The 16870-nt window shown below is 38.4% G+C and carries 22 protein-coding genes; 8 read left to right on the top strand and 14 right to left on the bottom strand.

Annotated elements, in window-relative coordinates:
• Nucleotides 1-6: 6 nt before the first annotated feature.
• The 4 genes from ftsY to rpmB form a co-directional block, all read right to left on the bottom strand.
• Nucleotides 7-969, bottom strand: coding sequence for a signal recognition particle-docking protein FtsY (gene ftsY, locus GFH32_RS00200; protein WP_153509165.1), 963 nt, complete (start codon nucleotides 967-969; stop codon nucleotides 7-9).
• Between the two features lie 142 nt (nucleotides 970-1111).
• A complete protein-coding gene (locus GFH32_RS00195) occupies nucleotides 1112-1273 on the bottom strand; it encodes a DUF4295 domain-containing protein (RefSeq protein WP_153509164.1) in 162 nt (53 codons plus the stop codon).
• Nucleotides 1274-1314: 41 nt separating this feature from the next.
• A complete protein-coding gene (gene rpmG / locus GFH32_RS00190) occupies nucleotides 1315-1497 on the bottom strand; it encodes a 50S ribosomal protein L33 (protein ID WP_085474106.1) in 183 nt (60 codons plus the stop codon).
• Nucleotides 1498-1572: 75 nt separating this feature from the next.
• The gene (gene rpmB, locus GFH32_RS00185; RefSeq protein ID WP_153509163.1) at nucleotides 1573-1806 is read right to left on the bottom strand and encodes a 50S ribosomal protein L28; all 234 of its coding nucleotides are present in this window, start codon (nucleotides 1804-1806) and stop codon (nucleotides 1573-1575) included.
• A 208-nt stretch (nucleotides 1807-2014) separates the two neighbouring features.
• Between rpmB and GFH32_RS00180 the strand changes: the two genes are divergently transcribed.
• Nucleotides 2015-2239: a signal peptidase gene (locus tag GFH32_RS00180; RefSeq protein ID WP_153509162.1), complete on the top strand. Its 225-nt coding sequence runs from the start codon at nucleotides 2015-2017 to the stop codon at nucleotides 2237-2239.
• Between the two features lie 3 nt (nucleotides 2240-2242).
• Entirely contained in the window at nucleotides 2243-2959 is a 717-nt protein-coding gene (gene recO / locus GFH32_RS00175) for a DNA repair protein RecO (protein ID WP_153509161.1), read from the top strand.
• Nucleotides 2960-3033: 74 nt separating this feature from the next.
• Here recO and GFH32_RS00170 read toward each other — a convergent pair whose 3' ends face one another.
• Complete coding sequence (locus GFH32_RS00170; RefSeq protein ID WP_149524232.1) at nucleotides 3034-3225, bottom strand: cold-shock protein; 192 nt, start codon at nucleotides 3223-3225, stop codon at nucleotides 3034-3036.
• A gap of 154 nt (nucleotides 3226-3379) precedes the next feature.
• Here GFH32_RS00170 and GFH32_RS00165 point away from each other — a divergent pair, with 154 nt between their 5' ends.
• The 5 genes from GFH32_RS00165 (at nucleotide 3380) to gcvT (ending at nucleotide 6851) form a co-directional block, all read left to right on the top strand.
• A complete protein-coding gene (locus tag GFH32_RS00165) occupies nucleotides 3380-4108 on the top strand; it encodes an SIMPL domain-containing protein (protein ID WP_153509160.1) in 729 nt (242 codons plus the stop codon).
• A gap of 2 nt (nucleotides 4109-4110) precedes the next feature.
• Entirely contained in the window at nucleotides 4111-4590 is a 480-nt protein-coding gene (locus GFH32_RS00160) for a DUF4112 domain-containing protein (RefSeq protein WP_153509159.1), read from the top strand.
• 22 nt (nucleotides 4591-4612) lie between these two features.
• Entirely contained in the window at nucleotides 4613-4981 is a 369-nt protein-coding gene (locus tag GFH32_RS00155; RefSeq protein ID WP_153509158.1) for a hypothetical protein, read from the top strand.
• Nucleotides 4981-5667, top strand: coding sequence for a pseudouridine synthase (locus GFH32_RS00150; protein ID WP_153509157.1), 687 nt, complete (start codon nucleotides 4981-4983; stop codon nucleotides 5665-5667). The genes GFH32_RS00155 and GFH32_RS00150 overlap by 1 nt, the downstream gene beginning before the upstream one ends.
• Before the next feature lie 104 nt (nucleotides 5668-5771).
• Complete coding sequence (gcvT, locus tag GFH32_RS00145) at nucleotides 5772-6851, top strand: glycine cleavage system aminomethyltransferase GcvT (protein WP_153509156.1); 1080 nt, start codon at nucleotides 5772-5774, stop codon at nucleotides 6849-6851.
• Between the two features lie 24 nt (nucleotides 6852-6875).
• Here the strand turns inward: gcvT and GFH32_RS00140 are convergent, their stop codons facing one another.
• The 4 genes from GFH32_RS00140 to GFH32_RS00125 all read right to left on the bottom strand — a co-directional run bounded on the left by GFH32_RS00140 (nucleotide 6876) and on the right by GFH32_RS00125 (nucleotide 9405).
• The gene (locus GFH32_RS00140) at nucleotides 6876-7115 is read right to left on the bottom strand and encodes a DUF6358 family protein (protein WP_153509155.1); all 240 of its coding nucleotides are present in this window, start codon (nucleotides 7113-7115) and stop codon (nucleotides 6876-6878) included.
• Nucleotides 7112-7417 (bottom strand): hypothetical protein, encoded by a 306-nt coding sequence (locus GFH32_RS00135; RefSeq protein WP_153509154.1) that lies wholly within the window; start codon nucleotides 7415-7417, stop codon nucleotides 7112-7114. Before GFH32_RS00135 ends, GFH32_RS00140 begins: the two co-directional genes overlap by 4 nt.
• A 36-nt stretch (nucleotides 7418-7453) precedes the next feature.
• Nucleotides 7454-8878 carry a Glu/Leu/Phe/Val family dehydrogenase gene (locus GFH32_RS00130; RefSeq protein WP_153509153.1) on the bottom strand — a complete coding sequence of 475 codons (1425 nt, stop codon included), beginning with the start codon at nucleotides 8876-8878 and terminating at the stop codon, nucleotides 7454-7456.
• A 212-nt stretch (nucleotides 8879-9090) separates the two neighbouring features.
• Entirely contained in the window at nucleotides 9091-9405 is a 315-nt protein-coding gene (locus GFH32_RS00125; protein WP_153509152.1) for a rhodanese-like domain-containing protein, read from the bottom strand.
• 93 nt (nucleotides 9406-9498) lie between these two features.
• Between GFH32_RS00125 and GFH32_RS00120 the strand changes: the two genes are divergently transcribed.
• Nucleotides 9499-10815, top strand: coding sequence for a M28 family metallopeptidase (locus tag GFH32_RS00120; protein ID WP_153509151.1), 1317 nt, complete (start codon nucleotides 9499-9501; stop codon nucleotides 10813-10815).
• Here GFH32_RS00120 and GFH32_RS00115 read toward each other — a convergent pair.
• From GFH32_RS00115 to secA, 5 genes are read right to left on the bottom strand one after another with little or no spacing between them, the layout of a single operon-like run.
• Nucleotides 10804-11292, bottom strand: a complete 489-nt coding sequence (locus tag GFH32_RS00115) for a GNAT family N-acetyltransferase (protein ID WP_153509150.1) — start codon at nucleotides 11290-11292, stop codon at nucleotides 10804-10806. The two genes, GFH32_RS00120 and GFH32_RS00115, sit on opposite strands and share 12 nt — an antisense overlap.
• Nucleotides 11289-11858 carry a hypothetical protein gene (locus GFH32_RS00110; protein ID WP_153509149.1) on the bottom strand — a complete coding sequence of 190 codons (570 nt, stop codon included), beginning with the start codon at nucleotides 11856-11858 and terminating at the stop codon, nucleotides 11289-11291. The genes GFH32_RS00115 and GFH32_RS00110 overlap by 4 nt, the downstream gene beginning before the upstream one ends.
• Nucleotide 11859: 1 nt before the next feature.
• Nucleotides 11860-13071, bottom strand: a complete 1212-nt coding sequence (locus GFH32_RS00105) for a M20 metallopeptidase family protein (RefSeq protein WP_228384172.1) — start codon at nucleotides 13069-13071, stop codon at nucleotides 11860-11862.
• Complete coding sequence (locus GFH32_RS00100) at nucleotides 13062-13520, bottom strand: SPOR domain-containing protein (protein ID WP_153509147.1); 459 nt, start codon at nucleotides 13518-13520, stop codon at nucleotides 13062-13064. The genes GFH32_RS00105 and GFH32_RS00100 overlap by 10 nt, the downstream gene beginning before the upstream one ends.
• Nucleotides 13521-13528: 8 nt before the next feature.
• Nucleotides 13529-16828: a preprotein translocase subunit SecA gene (gene secA, locus GFH32_RS00095; protein ID WP_153509146.1), complete on the bottom strand. Its 3300-nt coding sequence runs from the start codon at nucleotides 16826-16828 to the stop codon at nucleotides 13529-13531.
• Nucleotides 16829-16870: the final 42 nt, after the last annotated feature.

The raw sequence follows: 16870 nt of genomic DNA, 5'->3' as shown, positions 1-16870 counted from the left end.
TGTAGACTACTGGAATAACGAGTCTACGAAGTCTTTTTTATTAAATAACTGTAAATCACCAATCTTCTCTCCTACTCCAATATACTTTACAGGAATCTTGAATTGATCGGAAATACCGATTACCACACCACCCTTCGCTGTGCCATCAAGTTTGGTTAATGCTAAAGCATTCACATCTGTTGCTTGCGTAAATTGTGTCGCCTGCTCAATCGCATTTTGACCAGTCGAAGCATCCAGAACTAGCAAGATCTCATGAGGTGCATCAGGGATAACCTTCTGCATCACATTTTTAATCTTCGTCAGCTCATTCATCAAGCCAACCTTATTGTGAAGACGGCCTGCTGTATCGATAATTGCAACATCATCTCCATTTGCCACAGCAGATTTTACCGTATCAAAAGCAACCGACGCAGGATCAGACCCCATGGGTTGAGCGACAACACGTACACCTACTCGATCCCCCCACAATTGTATTTGATCTACTGCTGCTGCACGGAACGTATCTGCAGCACCTAATACAACCTTGCTCCCCGCTTCTTTCAGCTGATGCGCTAACTTCCCAATGGTGGTTGTCTTACCAACACCATTTACACCAACGACCATAATCACATAGGGTTTATGGTTGCCGTATTCGAAGTTCTCAAAATCATTACTATTGTTTTCAGCGAGTAAGGCTTGGATTTCATCCTTTAGTAATCCATTTAAATCGTCAGTAGTAACGTATTTATCTTGAGCGACGCGTTTCTGAATACGATCAACGATCTTTAAGGTCGTTGTCACACCGACATCTGAGGTAACCAACACCTCTTCCAAATTATCTAATACATCATCATCAATTGTTGATTTTCCAACAACCGCTTTGGTAATTTTCGCAAAAAAACCCTCCTTCGTCTTCTCTAACCCTTTATTCAGCGCCTCTTGGGCCTCTGGAGTCTCTTGCTTCTTTTTAAAAAAATCAAATAATCCCATGATGTATATGTCTAATTTCTCGATGCTTTCCGCTCAAAGATACTGAAAACGGAAATACTAAAAAAGCCCTTTTGGTACTACCAAAACGGCTGTTTATAAGATTTTTAAAGAAAAACTTTAAAAAAAAGGAATATCTTACTGCTTATTTAGTAGCCGCAGCAACAACGTCTTTTACTTTGTCGTTGTGAACCATACTCTCTTTGAAAGTATATGCGCCTGTTTTTGCAGATTTAGCGGTAAGAACTACTTTAGTATATTCTTTACCACCACCCTTTTGTAATGATGCAACTGCCTTCTTTGCCATGGTATAATATTTTTATAAAATCCCGAAGGATTCTGAATTGATTACTTAATTTCTTTGTGAACTGTTACTTTTCTCAATACTGGGTTGAATTTTTTCATCTCCAAACGTTCAGTAGTGTTTTTCTTGTTCTTAGTCGTGATATAGCGAGACATTCCCGGAAGACCACTTTCTTTGTGTTCAGTACATTCTAAGATTACTTGTACTCTATTTCCCTTTTTTGCCATTGTTTTACTTTATTAATACCCTCACGGGTGAATTTCATGATTCTATTTGATGTTGATACAACAGGCGCCTATTTATTAAATATGACCTTGTTTGATAAATTTATCAATTGCTGCTGTAATACCGTTCTTGTTAATCGTTTTGATTGCTGAAGTAGAAACTTTCAACGTAATCCAACGATCTTCTTCTGGAATATAAAAACGTTTGGTCTGTAAATTAGGATAGAATTTACGCTTAGTTTTAACGTTCGAGTGTGAAACGTTATTCCCCTTTAATGCCGCCTTGCCTGTTAAATCACAAATTCTTGACATGATATTCGATTTTTTATTGTTGTCTTGTTTAAAAATACGTTCCCTTAGAAACGAGTGTGCAAATATCTATATTTCTTTTGGGAAATACAATATTATTTCAGTAATTATTTTTAAAATAATCGGGGAGTGCTGTAGAAGTCAGCAAAAATACTGTATTTTGCATTAAATATTTAGTCAGCAAGATCATAATAGTTTTCAACAATTCACAATGAACAAGTATCTATTAAGGGGAATCGTCTTTTTAACAGCCGGCATAATCTGCGTTTTCTTAGGATATACGCTGATGGAGAATGATAATAACTGGTATAAGTTAATCATGACATTAGGCGTAATCTTTTTTGGAATAGGAGTGGTGGCTTTAATGTATCGTGTTTTTCGCAAGATTGACCGTAACACGTTGATCGAAGATCGAAAGGGGCAGAGCGAGAAGTAAATCATGTTGCATCAAACTAAGGGCATTACCCTAAAGATTACAAACTATTCCGAAAGTAGCGTTGTCGCGCAGATCTATACCGAGGCATTCGGTTTACAATCCTATTTGATCAATGGTGCGAGAAAACCGAAGGCAAAAATATCCACTAACATGTTGCAACCTTTCCATTTATTGGAACTCGTGGTCTACAACAAAGAAAACAACAATCTTCAGCGCATTAAAGAAGCACAACATAGTCCAGTACTGAAGCATGTACCCTTAGATATCGTAAAAAGTTCAATTGCACTTTTTTTAAACGAAATTCTCTACAAAGTGCTACGTCATCAAGCCACTGACAAACATCTTTTCGAATTTTTAGAGAATGCTATTATGTGGTTAGATGAATCTGAGGTAGGATTAGCAAATTATCACCTCATTTTTCTACTTAAACTTACCCATTATTTAGGATTTAAACCCTCGTTCAACGATCAACCCTATTTCGACCTTATTGAAGGTCGCTTTGTCAGCATATTGCCTCCACATGTATATACACTTCAAGAACCTTACACCTCGATCTTGAGAGAATTAGCGAATTCCTCCTTTAGCAATTGTAACAAAACGCGATTAAAAAGAGAGGATAGAAGCTATCTTTTACAAAAGCTTGTGGACTATTATCGTCTTCATACTGAAAACTTTGGCGAACTAAATTCGCTCTATGTATTGGAAGAAATATTCGATTAAAAAAGAACAAAAAAAAGCCCATCGAAAATATTCGATGGGCTTTTACACAATAAATATATATTGAATCTATTCTCTTAGATAAGTTTTACATTTACCGCGTTAAGGCCTTTACGACCTTGCTCTACTTCGTAAGAAACTTCGTCTTTCTCGCGAATTTTGTCAATTAATCCAGAAACGTGTACGAAGATTTCGCTCTCGCCTGAATTTGGAATGATGAAGCCGAAACCTTTGGCTTCATTAAAGAATTTTACTACTCCTTGTTGCATGTTATTAATTTATTATTTCTTAAAGGTATCAATTATTTTCTAAATAAAAACTAAATAATTGTATAATATGATTAAACATTTTCAAGAGCCACTTGTCTATGCTGTATATCTTTTGGAAAGATTTTTGAGATTAGAAAAGCATTAAATGGTTATTATGAAAAAATTATTATCAATCTTAGCACTTATCGCCCTTGTAGTTACTGCACAGGCACAAAATGTATCTATGGAAAACAGCAGAAGAGTAGCAACTCGTGGCGTTGCAGAAAAAGAAGTTACGCCAGATATTATATATCTATCGATCTCTTTGAAGGAATATTATCAAGACGGAAATAACAAGAAAAAGGTAGCGATCGAAACCTTGGAAAAACAGCTACACGACGCGGCAATGAAATATGGAGTAAAAAAAGAGGACTTCACGATTCAAAATATTTACAGTTATAACGCTGAAAATCGCAAGAAAAAGAACAACGAGTTACTACAATCACGTCAGTATCGCTTAAAAGTAACCGATTTGAAAAACTTAAATCCGATGATTGATGATGTAGATGCCCAAGGCTTACAAAGTACATCCATTAGCGGATATGACCATTCTCAAAAGAAAGCTATTGAAAAAGAATTGAAAACTGCTGCTGTAAAAGATGCAAGAATCAATGCGGAGATTTTAGCTGCTGCCGATGGAGAAACAGTAGGTAAATCGTTAATGATTAATGATAATAGTAGCTTCAGTTGGAACGATGTTATGCCTCAGCCTCGCGCTTACAGTATGGCAATGTCAAAAACAAACAGCATGGAATCTGATGCAAGCGGCGGGAACAACTTGGATATTGATATTCGTCCAATCAAACTATCATGCAACATTGAAGCAGTATTTGAATTAAAATAAAAATGGAAAATAAATATAGCGCAAATATTGAGCGTATAAATAAAGATTTTCTTTGGGTTGAACGACTATCCGTATTAATGGATAGTCGTTTCCGTATTGGTAATTTCCGTTTTGGATTAGACCCTATTCTAAATTTTATCCCTTTCGCTGGACAAATTGCAACCTTCATTGTCTCACTTGTTTTAGTAACAGTGATGTATAGAAACGGTGCAAGCGGAAAATTGGCGATTAAAATGCTATTAAATGTCACCTGGGACGCACTACTAGGAGCAATACCATTCCTAGGAAACATCTTCGACTTTTTCAATAAAGCAAACGACAAGAACATCAAGCTTCTCCGTGAGCATTATTACGAAAACAAACACACAGGAAGTGGTAAAAACATCATATTTCTAATTGTATCCATTCTTGCAATTGTAATAACCCTACTTTTATACGGCATGTATGCACTTAGTATCTGGCTGTACCATTTTATCTTCTAATCTTTTCCTTACTTTTGCATATATGAGCAAAACTAGACTTTTCGCTTTGCTAGGCGTATTTATCATGCTGGCCGCTATATTAACGAACCCGTCAAAAGACAAAATAAATGATGAGTTGCGCAATCGCGCCAAAGAAATTCTTGAAAAACAATTGAAATACGAACATAAAGACGCTGTCGAATTTGGCATGATGCTCTTTGGTGATCGGGTTGTTGAAGAATTTGTAAATACATACGTGCAGACCAAAAACTACTATCTATTCTCTCTTTGCGAAGTCAATTGGAACGGTGAAAAAGTCACTGTTGGGGGAGGCGCATTTAGTAAAGTCTGGATCAGCCCAAAACTAGATGAAAAGGCAAATGAGCTCATTAAAGCCTTAAAAACACAGTAATGCTTGAAATTCTTTACGAGGACCAAGACCTCATCGCGATTAATAAACCACACGGTTTACTTGTTCACCGCTCTTCTATTGCTGCCGACACATCTGAATTTGCATTACAAATATTAAGAGATCAGATTGGCAGGATGGTGCGTCCCGCCCATAGACTCGACCGGAAAACAGCGGGTGTGCTTCTATTTTCGCTAAATAAAGAAATGGACTCCTTAATTCAGCAGGCTTTCGCAAATAATCGTATTGAAAAGGAATATCTAGCTGTCTTACGCGGATTTTCACAGCTAAAGGAAACAATTGACTATCCGCTAAAAAAAGAAAACGGAGCGATCCAAGAGGCTGTTACCCATTTCGAAACCATTAAACATGCTGAGATAGACCTTCCCTTTGGGAAACACGCAACATCCAGATATTCCCTCATAAAGGCGAACCCGCAAACAGGACGTATGCATCAGCTTCGACGACACTTTGCCCATATCCTTCACCCGATTATTGGTGATCGACCTCATGGATGCAATAAACAGAATAAGCTGTGGAAAGAAACATTCGAACATGACACCATGTTATTGCATGCCTCAAGCATAAAATTTACGCAACCTAAAACAGGCGAACTTGTAGAAATCCGTGCAAACCTTCAGCCGGAGTTTGAACGCGCGCTGACTATTTTAAAAATCACAACATTCTAATATTTACGTAATCGATTGTTTGATTTTCTTAACATTTAGAAATCAGACCGTTTTTATCGTTTAATTATCTATTTTTGTAGTACTAAAACACATTTAATTTTAACATGAAAAATACTGCGTTAACTAATCTACATACTGCTTTGGGCGCGAAGATGGTTCCTTTCGCTGGTTTTAACATGCCGGTTCAGTACAGCGGCATTAATGATGAGCATGAAACAGTTCGTACTGGAGTAGGTATGTTCGATGTAAGTCATATGGGCGAATTCATCTTAAAGGGTGAAAAAGCGCTAGATCTTATTCAAAAGATTTCTTCAAATGATGCATCGAAGCTATACGATGGCAAAGTACAATATGCTTATATACCGAATGAAGATGGCGGAATAGTCGACGACTTCTTAACTTATAAAATCGATGACACAACCTACCTTCTAGTTGTCAATGCCTCGAACATTGAAAAAGACTGGAACTGGATCAGTAAATACAATACTTACGGTGTAGAGATGAAAGACATCTCTGATAAAACTTCTCTATTTGCGGTACAAGGCCCTAAAGCTGCTGACGCATTACAAGGGTTAACAGAGATTGATTTAGCACCTATGGGGTACTATTCTTTCCAAAAGGGTGTATTTGCCGGCGTTGAGAATGTATTAGTATCTGCAACGGGATATACAGGTGCTGGAGGCTTTGAAATCTATGTTGATAATGAGCATGCAGAACAAGTGTGGAATGCGATCATGGAAGCAGGAGCACAATACGGTATTAAACCAATCGGATTAGGTGCTCGTGATACGTTGCGATTAGAAATGGGCTTCTGTTTATACGGAAATGACATCGATGATACAACTTCTCCATTAGAAGCGGGCTTAGGATGGGTTACAAAATTCACTAAAGACTTTGTAAACTCAGAAAACTTAAAAGCAGAAAAAGAGAAAGGTTTAACTCAAAAATTAGTTGGATTTGAAATGATTGATCGTGGAATCCCACGTCATGATTATGATATTGTAGACGCTCAGGGTAACAAAATCGGTCGTGTTACTTCAGGAACGCAATCCCCAAGCCTTAAAAAATCAGTTGGTTTAGGCTATGTGGATACTGCTTTTGCAAAAGATGGGACAGAAATCTTTATTTCTATCCGTAATCAAGCGATTAAGGCTGTTGTTAAAAAGCCACCTTTTGTAAAATAAGACTATAGAAACAAAAAAAGAGGGCTATTTAGTAGCCCTCTTTTTTTGCTTTGTATTTTCTCGCGCTTGTTCCGCTTTTTTTGTTTGAACATCACGACTAACTTGCTTTAGTAGAACTATTTTTAGATATACCAAAACAACCAATAAGGCTATCGATAAGCCTAGATAGAGCATATTTCCGCTGTTATATCCAGCAACACTGCTAAGCAGTAGAAATACAATCCCTAAATTTAATACCACATTTAAAATAAACTTCTTTGTCATTTCTTCTTGATTACAGGCTTTTCAATTATACTATTTCTAAGAAATGAAAAATAGACAATACCGCCAACAATATTCAATACAATTACGAATAAAGCTATCATCATTCTTTCGGTGTTATTTATGCTGGTCGACAGCATAATTTCTCGAAGAACAAGCACCACCCAAATTAAAGAAACTAACATCGCAATGCTCAATAGGATAGGAGCGAAGCCTACTTTGAAAAGCAGTAAAATTAGGGAGAGAATATAAAAAGCCAGACTAAACAGAAAGGCCTGTTTAGTCTGTTGAATTACCTTGTTCATACAACAAAGGTAATGATTATATAAATCTTTTTATTCTTATGGAAATATTCCAAGTTCTTTATAAGACTCACCCACTTTGTTGATTGCACAGATAAAGGCCGCTGTCCTCAGGTCATCGACTCCTTCTGTATTCTTCCAAATGTCATGAATCTCTTGATAAGAACCAATCATCGTATCTTCTAAGCCTGAATACACTAAATCTACTTCATCAGGACCCCGCAGAATAATTTTACGCTCAAGTTTCGAGACCTTTTGATTCGTCATTGATTCAATAATATTCAAAATTTCTGCATACATGTTTTCACTGAATCGCTTCTCCAAGCGTCCGTAGCGAACATGACTCAGGTTTTTTAGCCATTCAAAATAGGAAACTGTTACACCTCCAGCATTCAGATAAATGTCTGGGATAACCAACTTTCCTTTCTGGTTTAAAATCTCATCGGCTTCCGGAGTTAACGGTCCATTAGCTGCTTCTCCGATAATCTGAGCCTGAATATTCCCTGCATTCTGGCCATTAATTACAGATTCTAAGGCAGCTGGAATCAAGATATCACATGGATATTCCAAACCTTTAGATGAGTCTTTTATATTTTCTGCACCAGGAAAATCCAAGATCGAACCTGTAGATTTTCTATGCGCTACAACCGCATTCAAATCTAATCCATTAGCATTATAAATAGCCCCCTCGTATTCAATAAGTCCAACTAGTAATGCTCCTTCTTCTTGGAAATAGTTTGCGGCATGATAGCCCACGTTACCCAATCCCTGTACAATCACTCGTTTACCTGCAATGCCGACAGAAAGCCCTAGAGCAGCCATATCCTCTTCTTTTTTACAAGCCTCCCGCACACCAAAGAAAACACCTAGTCCGGTAGCTTCTGTACGTCCGCGAACACCACCTTGAGAAATCGGCTTCCCTGTAACGCAAGCTTGCGCGTTAATCTCATTAGGATTTAACGTCGTATAGGTATCGACAATCCAACTCATCTCACGGGCTCCAGTACCATAATCTGGCGCTGGAACATCTGTCCCAGGACCGATAAAGTTCTTTTTCACTAACTCAGTCGTATAGCGACGTGTAATTTTCTCCAACTCATATTCTGAGTACTTCTTCGCATCAATCTTAATCCCACCTTTCGCCCCTCCGAAAGGAACATTCACGATGGCACATTTATAGGTCATTAAAGAGGCTAAAGCCATAACTTCATCCTGATCGACCTCCATACTGAAACGAATCCCTCCTTTACAAGGCAGTTTATGATGGGAATGCTGAACGCGATAGGCTTCGAAAACCTCAATCTCTTCTCCAATTTTCACGGGAAACTTGACCCGAAGAATCGAATTACAGGCTTTAATTTGATCGAGAATCCCTGGAGAGAATTTGGTGAACTTCGCTGCTTTATCAAAATTACGAGCCACTCCCTGGAAAAAACTGTAGGTTGTATTGTCTTGATTGGACATAGATTATAAGATTTGTTTACACTTGGTATAAATTAGTATAAAGGTAGTCGTTTTGTGATATTTACAAAACACAGACCGCTAAAAACAGCATTTTTAATCAAATGGTAACAAATAAAATCATTTTTTAACAGAAATATAAAAAACAACCCTAAAACAAAAAAGTCCAAGCTAGGCTTGGACTTTTTATTGATAATCTTATTATCTAATATTTTCTAATATACTTCCATTTCCGTATCAAAAGCATCTCTCCATGCTAGAATACCACCTTGAAGGTTCGAAAGATTTGTAAAACCCTGTTGTTCCAAAAGCATAACCGCCTGAGCACTACGCTTGCCAGAACGACATTGGATGATCACCGGAATTTCTTTAGATATCTTATCAGACTCTATTACAACTCCCGACAATGGAATATTTACTCCATTCAAATTCGATACTTCATATTCAAAGGGCTCACGAACATCAATTAGTTGAAACTCAACGTTATGGTCCATCATATCCTTTAATTCTTGAACGCTAATTTCTTTCATAGTATTTATGCTATTTTACCAAAGATAATTAATTAAACGAATCCCTCTGTCATTAGTTTATTAATTTTACTAAATTCAAAAAAATTTTAAAACATGAATAAAACCACGGCACTATCGCTGTTCTTCGCGCTTACTTTGCAGTTTTCTTTTGCTCAGAAGCATAAAGATCGTCAAATCACTAGCACAGAAAATATCAGTAGAATAATTAATACATTGGCATCAGATGATATGCGCGGTCGATCGGCATTATCAGTCCCCGACATTAGTAAAGCCGCTGATTTCATTGCTTCTGAATTTAAAAACATTGGCCTAAAGCCTTATGCTGAAGAGAATTTCCGTCAATCTTTTGTGATGAACAAATCCAAACTTGTTTCACAATCTATTCTATGGGACGGTCAGTCAGTAGCAAACGAACAATATATTATCGTTGGAGGTGGAGCAATCATCAACATAGATGAGCACTCGAACTTACCCATAGTAAAGATCAGCGCCGACGACGACTTCTCCCAAAAGTTTAGAGAGTATGCGCAAAAGCCAGAAAGTGCAATAATTTTAGTCGATAAAAAACATGAAGCTTTCTTAGCTCGTTTCAAAAAGATATACGCTGGAAGAGACAACATCACAACGCAAGACAAGGCCAATACAAGCGCTCCAAGCAAAGTTTTTATTGTTGCTGACAAAATGGTCGACAAGTTCCAAATCTCTTCGCTGCGCCAAGAGGAGGCCCTCCCAATGTTTAATGTTGCGGGAATTATCCCTGGCAAATCGAAATCCAACGAATTCGTAATCTTTTCCTCGCACTATGACCATATCGGAATTATCCAAGCCCAAGGACAGGATTCCATCGCGAATGGAGCAGATGATGATGCTTCGGGTACAACAGCCCTTATCGAATTGGCGAGATATTATAAAAAATTAAACAGCAATGAACGCACATTAATCTTTGTCGCGTTTACAGCAGAAGAGATTGGTATGTTCGGATCTAAATATTTCTCGAACAATATAGATCCAGAGAAAGTAACCGCCATGATAAATATAGAAATGATAGGGAAGGACTCTAGATTTGGCCAAAACAGTTTATACATTACAGGATTCGATGCTTCGAACTTAGGAAAACTGATGCAAGAAAACCTGAAGGGTTCTTCGTTTACCTTCCATCCGGATCCCTACAAAACACAAAACTTATTCTATCGCAGCGATAATGCGGTATTAGCGGCACTAGGCGTTCCTGCACACACCTTTTCAACGTCTCAAATCGATAAGGACGCTTATTACCATACCGTAAAAGACGAGGTTAGCACCTTAGATATTAATAATATAAAATCTAGTATTGAGGCTATTGCTGCGGGTGCGATTGGAATTATCAATGGAAAGCAAACTCCTAGCCGAGTAGAAAAATTAAGAAATTAAGCTTTTCTGCATAACGTAATCATTCAAAACAAATTGGTAGTAGGGAATATCCACAGTCTCTACTACTTCAAACCCCTGTTTTAGATAGAACTGGTAAGCCTTGTTGTTTCGGTTTACATTCAATTCTAAAATCAATAGGTCGTGCTTCTTTGCTTCTTCAGCTGCATAATCGATCAACATCGCTCCAAATCCTCTGCCTTGGGTTGCAGGAAGTAGATATAACTTATCGATACGAATCTTTTCCGAGTGAATCGACAAACTCATAAAGCCTTGCGCGATCCCATCCTCTAAAAAAAGATAGAATTCAGCCCCATCACGCATCCCTTGTTGAAGTGCAGCAATAGAATAACTCTGTGCTAACATGAAATCAATCTGCTCCTTATCTAATACTGGACTATAAGTAGGATACCAAGTTGCCAATGCTAGGTCACGAATCACACCGGCATCAGACTCTTTTGCTCTTTCAATAGAAATCATAAGGCTTCTCCAATTAATACATATTCGTTCGACATTTCCATTTTTACAAAACCATCTGTACGAACTTCTAATTTATTATCGTCTAGTAAATTTACATTTGTAAAATGATTCTGCAAATGACGTTCGTCAGGAATATGCAAAATTAATCCGGCAGGTAGCCATTTCTCATATTGCTTAAGCAATACATATTTGAAGCCGTTGGATATTAAATTGATGGTAAAGGTTGGTAAGTAGGGAAGAAGGTTTACTTTTTCAAATTGATCTACTACAAAATTAACGGTAAAGTTCCGCTTGCTTGTAAGATAATCAAATAGAACCGAGTAAAAACTTTCAGGATAGGAAATTACACTCAAGTGCTCCTCAATTTCAAATTCAATTGCTCCTTTTACAAGCAACACATCCACTTTAATCCCCCAGGAAGAGAGCACTTCATAGTTCTGGGCTAGGGTGATAACCGTAGGACTCCATTCTAATAATTGACCTAGATTTTCCGAACTAATATTGTGTGGATCGACAATAAATAAAGCCGGTTCTTGATTTTCTCGAACGATATGATGTGAAGACATTTTATTCAGATAAATAACGAAATGCGATATAACTCATCAGCCCAATACTGATTTTCAAAGCATCTTCGTCAATATCGAATGTCGGCGTATGAACCGCTGATTGAATTCCTTTTTCCTTGTTCCCTGTCCCTAGACGATAGAAACATGCAGAAATTTCTTGCGAATAATATGAAAAATCCTCTGCTGCAGGCCATAAGTCCAGCTCTACAACTTTGTCTTTTCCTAAGTACTCTTCTGCGAAACCTCGCGATGCCTCCGTAATTTCGGGCTCATTAATCAAAAATGGATATCCTTTTCTGACCTCAAAATCACAGCTAGCACCCATGCTATCCGCAATTCCTTCCGCCAATTTCACCATTTTTTCATGCGCCTCTGCTCGCCAGGTCTCGTCAAATGTCCGGAAAGTACCTTCCATGTACACTTCTTCAGGAATAATATTCGTCGCTCCATTTCCAATAATCTTGCCCCAAGACAACACTGTTGGAATACGAGGATCGGCACTACGACTAACAATTTGTTGTAAAGCCGTAATAATTTGAGCCGATATAGCTATCGGATCAATATTTTGATGGGGATGAGCGCCATGTCCACCTTTTCCGCGAATGGTCATAAATAACTCATCACAAGAGGCCATATATTTTCCAGACCGGAATCCTACTGTCCCTGTTTCCAAGAAAGGCATCACATGTTGCCCGACAATACCAATTGGTTCTGGGTTTTTTAAAGCGCCCTCTTTTATCATCAACGAAGCCCCTCCCGGTAATCTTTCTTCTCCGGGCTGAAAAATAAAACGGATTGTACCCGGCAAATCGCCTTTCAAATCGTTTAAAATCTTCGCTACTGCAATTAATGAAGATGTATGAACATCATGCCCACAAGCGTGCATAACGCCTGGATTTAAGGAACCATAAGTCCTACCTTCCACCTCGGTAATTGGCAACGCATCCATATCGGCACGCAATGCTAAAACCTTGTCAGAAGGAATATCTCCCTTGATTTCTGCTACAATGCCCGTATTGGCCATTAAGCGAAAGGGAATATCTAAATCTCTTAAAATTTGTTGAATGAATGCTGAAGTATTGTACTCCTCAAAAGACAGTTCCGGGTGTTGGTGTAAATGTCTCCTGTTGGTTATAGTATCTTGAAAATATACGTCAGCGAGGTTTTGAATCTTTTCTTTAATATTGGACATGCTCTCCTCCGCTATTGCCATACCCAAACATCTTCTACGAACACAAAAACATTTCTATAAGTTCCACGAAGCTCTCGCATATATGCTGTTGCCTCTGAACGACTCGTAAAATCACCTACTTTTACACGATAATTAGGCTCTACATAATCTAAATAAGCGCCCATATCACTGTTTTGGCGTAGGAAACTGTTCTGTACATTGGTTGCCTCAGTTCGGTTACTACCAGAGAAAATCTGTACACGAAACCCACGAACCTTGACGCGCTTCGCGTAGCGCTTATCTATTTTCTTCTCCTCTAATGTAACCAGCGGTTTGGATGAAGAAGAAGGATTTATTGCATAGTACGCTCGATATTCTTGTAAAAGCCCAATTAATGAATCTTTAACAACAAATACTTTTCCTTCTTGCGCTTGTGCAAATTGGCACAACATCAGAAAGAAGCAACCTACAATAAATCCTCTTTTAATCATTATATTTTTTAACCTTGTTTTCCGTGACAGTTCTTGTATTTAAGACCTGATCCACAAGGACACTCATCATTTCTTCCCACTTCCTGCTCTTTACGAATCGGTTGGGTAACTTGTGGCTCTTGGGTATTCAAATCTTCTTCACTAACGCCCGTTGGTGAACTAAGTTCCTCTTTCGTTTCAGTCGTTTTCACACGAGGTGCCTCCGGACGAGCCGCTTGAATATTCTGAGCGTCTTGTTGTTGTCCTGGAATCTCTCCTTTGAATAAGAAACTAACGATATCTTTATTCATGGAAGCTAACATAGCCTTAAACAAGTTATAAGCCTCCATTTTGTAGATAATAATCGGATCCTTTTGTTCATAAACAGCGTTCTGAACAGATTGTTTCAAATCATCCATCTCACGAAGGTGTTCTTTCCATGCCTCATCAATTAAGGCTAAAACGATCCCTTTTTCAAATGATCTGAACACATCCTTACCGTTGCTTTCAATCGCTTTCTTAAGGTTTGAAGCAACTTGGATGCCACGAATGCCATCAGAGAAAGGAATTACAATATTTTCGATCATTCCACCACGCTCAGCCATTACGTTCGTCAATACTGGCAAGGTCAATGCAGCGATATTTTCTGCTTTTTTATGGTAATAGTTGATTACTTGAGTAAATAATTTCTCAACTAAATCAAGACCTGCGGTCGATGCGAATTCCTCACTAGAAATCTCAGGGTTCACAGCAAATACGCGGATTACCTCGATTTGGAATTCATCAAAATTATTGTCCTCTTTTGCTTGTAATACGATATCCTCAACAACATCATAAATTGTATTGTTCAAATCCACGTCTAAACGTTCTCCAAATAAAGCATTCTTACGTTTCGTATAAATAACCTTACGTTGAGAGTTCATTACGTCATCATACTCTAATAGACGTTTACGAATCCCGAAGTTGTTCTCCTCTACTTTGCGTTGCGCACGCTCGATAGACTTAGTTAACATGCTGTGTTGCATTACTTCGCCATCTTCAACGCCCATCTTCACCATCAAGTTAGAAATACGCTCTGACGCAAATAAACGCATCAATGGATCTTCTAATGACACGAAGAATTGAGATGATCCCGGGTCACCTTGACGTCCCGCACGACCTCTTAACTGACGGTCAACACGACGTGATTCATGACGCTCTGTACCGATAATCGCTAAACCGCCCGCATTGATAACCTCTTCTGTTAACTTAATATCCGTACCACGACCAGCCATGTTTGTCGCAATGGTTACTTGACCTGGACGACCAGCTTCTGCAACGATATCAGCCTCTTTTTGGTGTAACTTCGCGTTTAACACATTGTGTTTAACACCACGAAGCTTCAACATACGACTTAATAGTTCAGAAATTTCAACGGAAGTAGTACCCACTAATACTGGACGACCTTCTTCTGTTAACTTCTGAATCTCCTGAGCAACCGCATTATATTTTTCGCGCGCCGTACGGTAGATAAAATCTTGACGGTCATCACGTTGAATTCCTTTGTTTGTTGGGATCTCGACAACGTCTAATTTGTAGATTTCCCAAAGCTCACCCGCTTCAGTCGAAGCAGTACCCGTCATACCTGATAATTTATGGTACATACGGAAGTAGTTTTGCAAAGTAATCGTCGCGTAAGTTTGTGTCGCATCTTCTACTTTCACATTTTCTTTCGCTTCAATCGCTTGATGTAGACCGTCTGAATAACGACGACCATCCATAATACGACCTGTTTGCTCATCTACGATCTTCACCTTACCCTCATCAACGATATATTGATCATCAATTTCGAATAATGTATAAGCCTTCAATAATTGGTTAATTGAGTGAATTCGCTCTGCTTTTACTGAGTAATCACGCATTAACTCTTCTTTACGTTGCGCTTTCTCTTCAACAGGGATATCGATTTTTTCAATCTCTGCAATTTCAGTACCTACGTCTGGTAAAATAAAGAAGCTCGGATCCTCGCCTGTCGCTGTAATTAATTCAATACCTTTTTCTGTAAGCTCTACTTGATTGTTTTTCTCATCAATAACAAAGAACAACTCCGCATCTGCTTTTGGCATATGACGATTCTGCTCCTGCATATAGTAGTTTTCAACTTTCTGCAATACCTGACGGTGATTGCTCTCGCTTAAAAACTTGATTAACGCTTTATTTTTTGGTAATCCGCGGTGAGCACGGAATAGTGCCAAACCACCTTTCTCAACATCAGTATCGCCTTCTGCAATCGCTTTCTTAGCCTGGTTTAATACGGTGTTGATATAAGCCTTCTGTGCGTTTACTAAGCGCTCAATTCTTGGCTTTAATTGATAGAATTCGTGTTGATCTCCCATTGGGATAGGACCAGAGATAATCAATGGCGTACGTGCATCATCAATCAAAACTGAGTCAACCTCATCGATCATTGCAAAATGCAACTTACGTTGAACCATCGACTCCTTCGTATTTGTCATGTTGTCACGTAAATAGTCGAAACCAAACTCATTGTTCGTTCCGTAAACAATATCCGACTGATAAGCTTGACGACGTTGTGGAGAATTTGGCTGATGTTTGTCGATACAATCCACGCTTAATCCATGGAATTCGAAAATCGGGCCATTCCACTCCGAGTCACGACGTGCTAAATAATCATTGACCGTTACGATATGGATACCTTGACCAGAAAGGGCATTCAAATACGTTGGCAAAGTACCAACTAACGTTTTACCCTCACCCGTAGACATCTCTGCGATCTTTCCTTGGTGCAATACAATACCACCAATCAACTGTACGTCGTAGTGAACCATATTCCAAGTAACATCAGTACCTGCTGCTGACCATGTATTTTTCCAAATAGCAGAATCACCATCTATAGTTACGTTTGATTTTCGAACCGCTAGATCGCGGTCGAAGTCACTTGCAGTAACTTTAATTTCTTTATTTTCTGTAAAACGTCTTGCTGTTTCTTTAACAACAGCAAAGGCTTCTGGAAGAATCTCCGCCAAAACCTCTTCTAACTGCTTATCGCGGTCTTTGGTTAATTTATCAACCTTTTCGTAGGTTGCCGTCTTGTCCTCCATGTCTTCGGTAGTCTCCGCATGTAGGTTCAATTCGTTTATTTCTTTATCAATGTCTTGCAAATACTCTGCAATTCTAGTTTTAAATGCTAAGGTTTTTCCGCGTAATTCATCATGGCTCAAGCCCGATAGTTTTTCGTACTCATCCTTTATCTTCTGTACAATCGGTTGTATCCCTTTGATATCTCTTTCAGACTTACTGCCGAATAATTTGCTTAAAAATTTTAACATAATTCTCTATTTCTGTATTGGCATGTACAATAATGACTCCAA

Origin of the sequence: Sphingobacteruim zhuxiongii (assembly GCF_009557615.1) — a bacterium.
In the GTDB taxonomy this organism is placed as follows: Bacteria; Bacteroidota; Bacteroidia; order Sphingobacteriales; family Sphingobacteriaceae; genus Sphingobacterium; species Sphingobacterium zhuxiongii.
Note: the sequence above shows the minus strand (reverse complement) of the source record. Positions and strands in the feature narration are given on the sequence as shown.

What these genes read in the sequence shown, in the direction of transcription:
- ftsY (WP_153509165.1), bottom strand. Translation starts at nt 969, where the DNA reads ATGGGATTATTTGATTTTTTTAAAAAGAAGCAAGAGACTCCAGAGGCC.
- GFH32_RS00195 (WP_153509164.1), bottom strand. Translation starts at nt 1,273, where the DNA reads ATGGCAAAGAAGGCAGTTGCATCATTACAAAAGGGTGGTGGTAAAGAA.
- rpmG (WP_085474106.1), bottom strand. Translation starts at nt 1,497, where the DNA reads ATGGCAAAAAAGGGAAATAGAGTACAAGTAATCTTAGAATGTACTGAA.
- rpmB (WP_153509163.1), bottom strand. Translation starts at nt 1,806, where the DNA reads ATGTCAAGAATTTGTGATTTAACAGGCAAGGCGGCATTAAAGGGGAAT.
- GFH32_RS00180 (WP_153509162.1), top strand. Translation starts at nt 2,015, where the DNA reads ATGAACAAGTATCTATTAAGGGGAATCGTCTTTTTAACAGCCGGCATA.
- recO (WP_153509161.1), top strand. Translation starts at nt 2,243, where the DNA reads ATGTTGCATCAAACTAAGGGCATTACCCTAAAGATTACAAACTATTCC.
- GFH32_RS00170 (WP_149524232.1), bottom strand. Translation starts at nt 3,225, where the DNA reads ATGCAACAAGGAGTAGTAAAATTCTTTAATGAAGCCAAAGGTTTCGGC.
- GFH32_RS00165 (WP_153509160.1), top strand. Translation starts at nt 3,380, where the DNA reads ATGAAAAAATTATTATCAATCTTAGCACTTATCGCCCTTGTAGTTACT.
- GFH32_RS00160 (WP_153509159.1), top strand. Translation starts at nt 4,111, where the DNA reads ATGGAAAATAAATATAGCGCAAATATTGAGCGTATAAATAAAGATTTT.
- GFH32_RS00155 (WP_153509158.1), top strand. Translation starts at nt 4,613, where the DNA reads ATGAGCAAAACTAGACTTTTCGCTTTGCTAGGCGTATTTATCATGCTG.
- GFH32_RS00150 (WP_153509157.1), top strand. Translation starts at nt 4,981, where the DNA reads ATGCTTGAAATTCTTTACGAGGACCAAGACCTCATCGCGATTAATAAA.
- gcvT (WP_153509156.1), top strand. Translation starts at nt 5,772, where the DNA reads ATGAAAAATACTGCGTTAACTAATCTACATACTGCTTTGGGCGCGAAG.
- GFH32_RS00140 (WP_153509155.1), bottom strand. Translation starts at nt 7,115, where the DNA reads ATGACAAAGAAGTTTATTTTAAATGTGGTATTAAATTTAGGGATTGTA.
- GFH32_RS00135 (WP_153509154.1), bottom strand. Translation starts at nt 7,417, where the DNA reads ATGAACAAGGTAATTCAACAGACTAAACAGGCCTTTCTGTTTAGTCTG.
- GFH32_RS00130 (WP_153509153.1), bottom strand. Translation starts at nt 8,878, where the DNA reads ATGTCCAATCAAGACAATACAACCTACAGTTTTTTCCAGGGAGTGGCT.
- GFH32_RS00125 (WP_153509152.1), bottom strand. Translation starts at nt 9,405, where the DNA reads ATGAAAGAAATTAGCGTTCAAGAATTAAAGGATATGATGGACCATAAC.
- GFH32_RS00120 (WP_153509151.1), top strand. Translation starts at nt 9,499, where the DNA reads ATGAATAAAACCACGGCACTATCGCTGTTCTTCGCGCTTACTTTGCAG.
- GFH32_RS00115 (WP_153509150.1), bottom strand. Translation starts at nt 11,292, where the DNA reads ATGATTTCTATTGAAAGAGCAAAAGAGTCTGATGCCGGTGTGATTCGT.
- GFH32_RS00110 (WP_153509149.1), bottom strand. Translation starts at nt 11,858, where the DNA reads ATGTCTTCACATCATATCGTTCGAGAAAATCAAGAACCGGCTTTATTT.
- GFH32_RS00105 (WP_228384172.1), bottom strand. Translation starts at nt 13,071, where the DNA reads ATGGCAATAGCGGAGGAGAGCATGTCCAATATTAAAGAAAAGATTCAA.
- GFH32_RS00100 (WP_153509147.1), bottom strand. Translation starts at nt 13,520, where the DNA reads ATGATTAAAAGAGGATTTATTGTAGGTTGCTTCTTTCTGATGTTGTGC.
- secA (WP_153509146.1), bottom strand. Translation starts at nt 16,828, where the DNA reads ATGTTAAAATTTTTAAGCAAATTATTCGGCAGTAAGTCTGAAAGAGAT.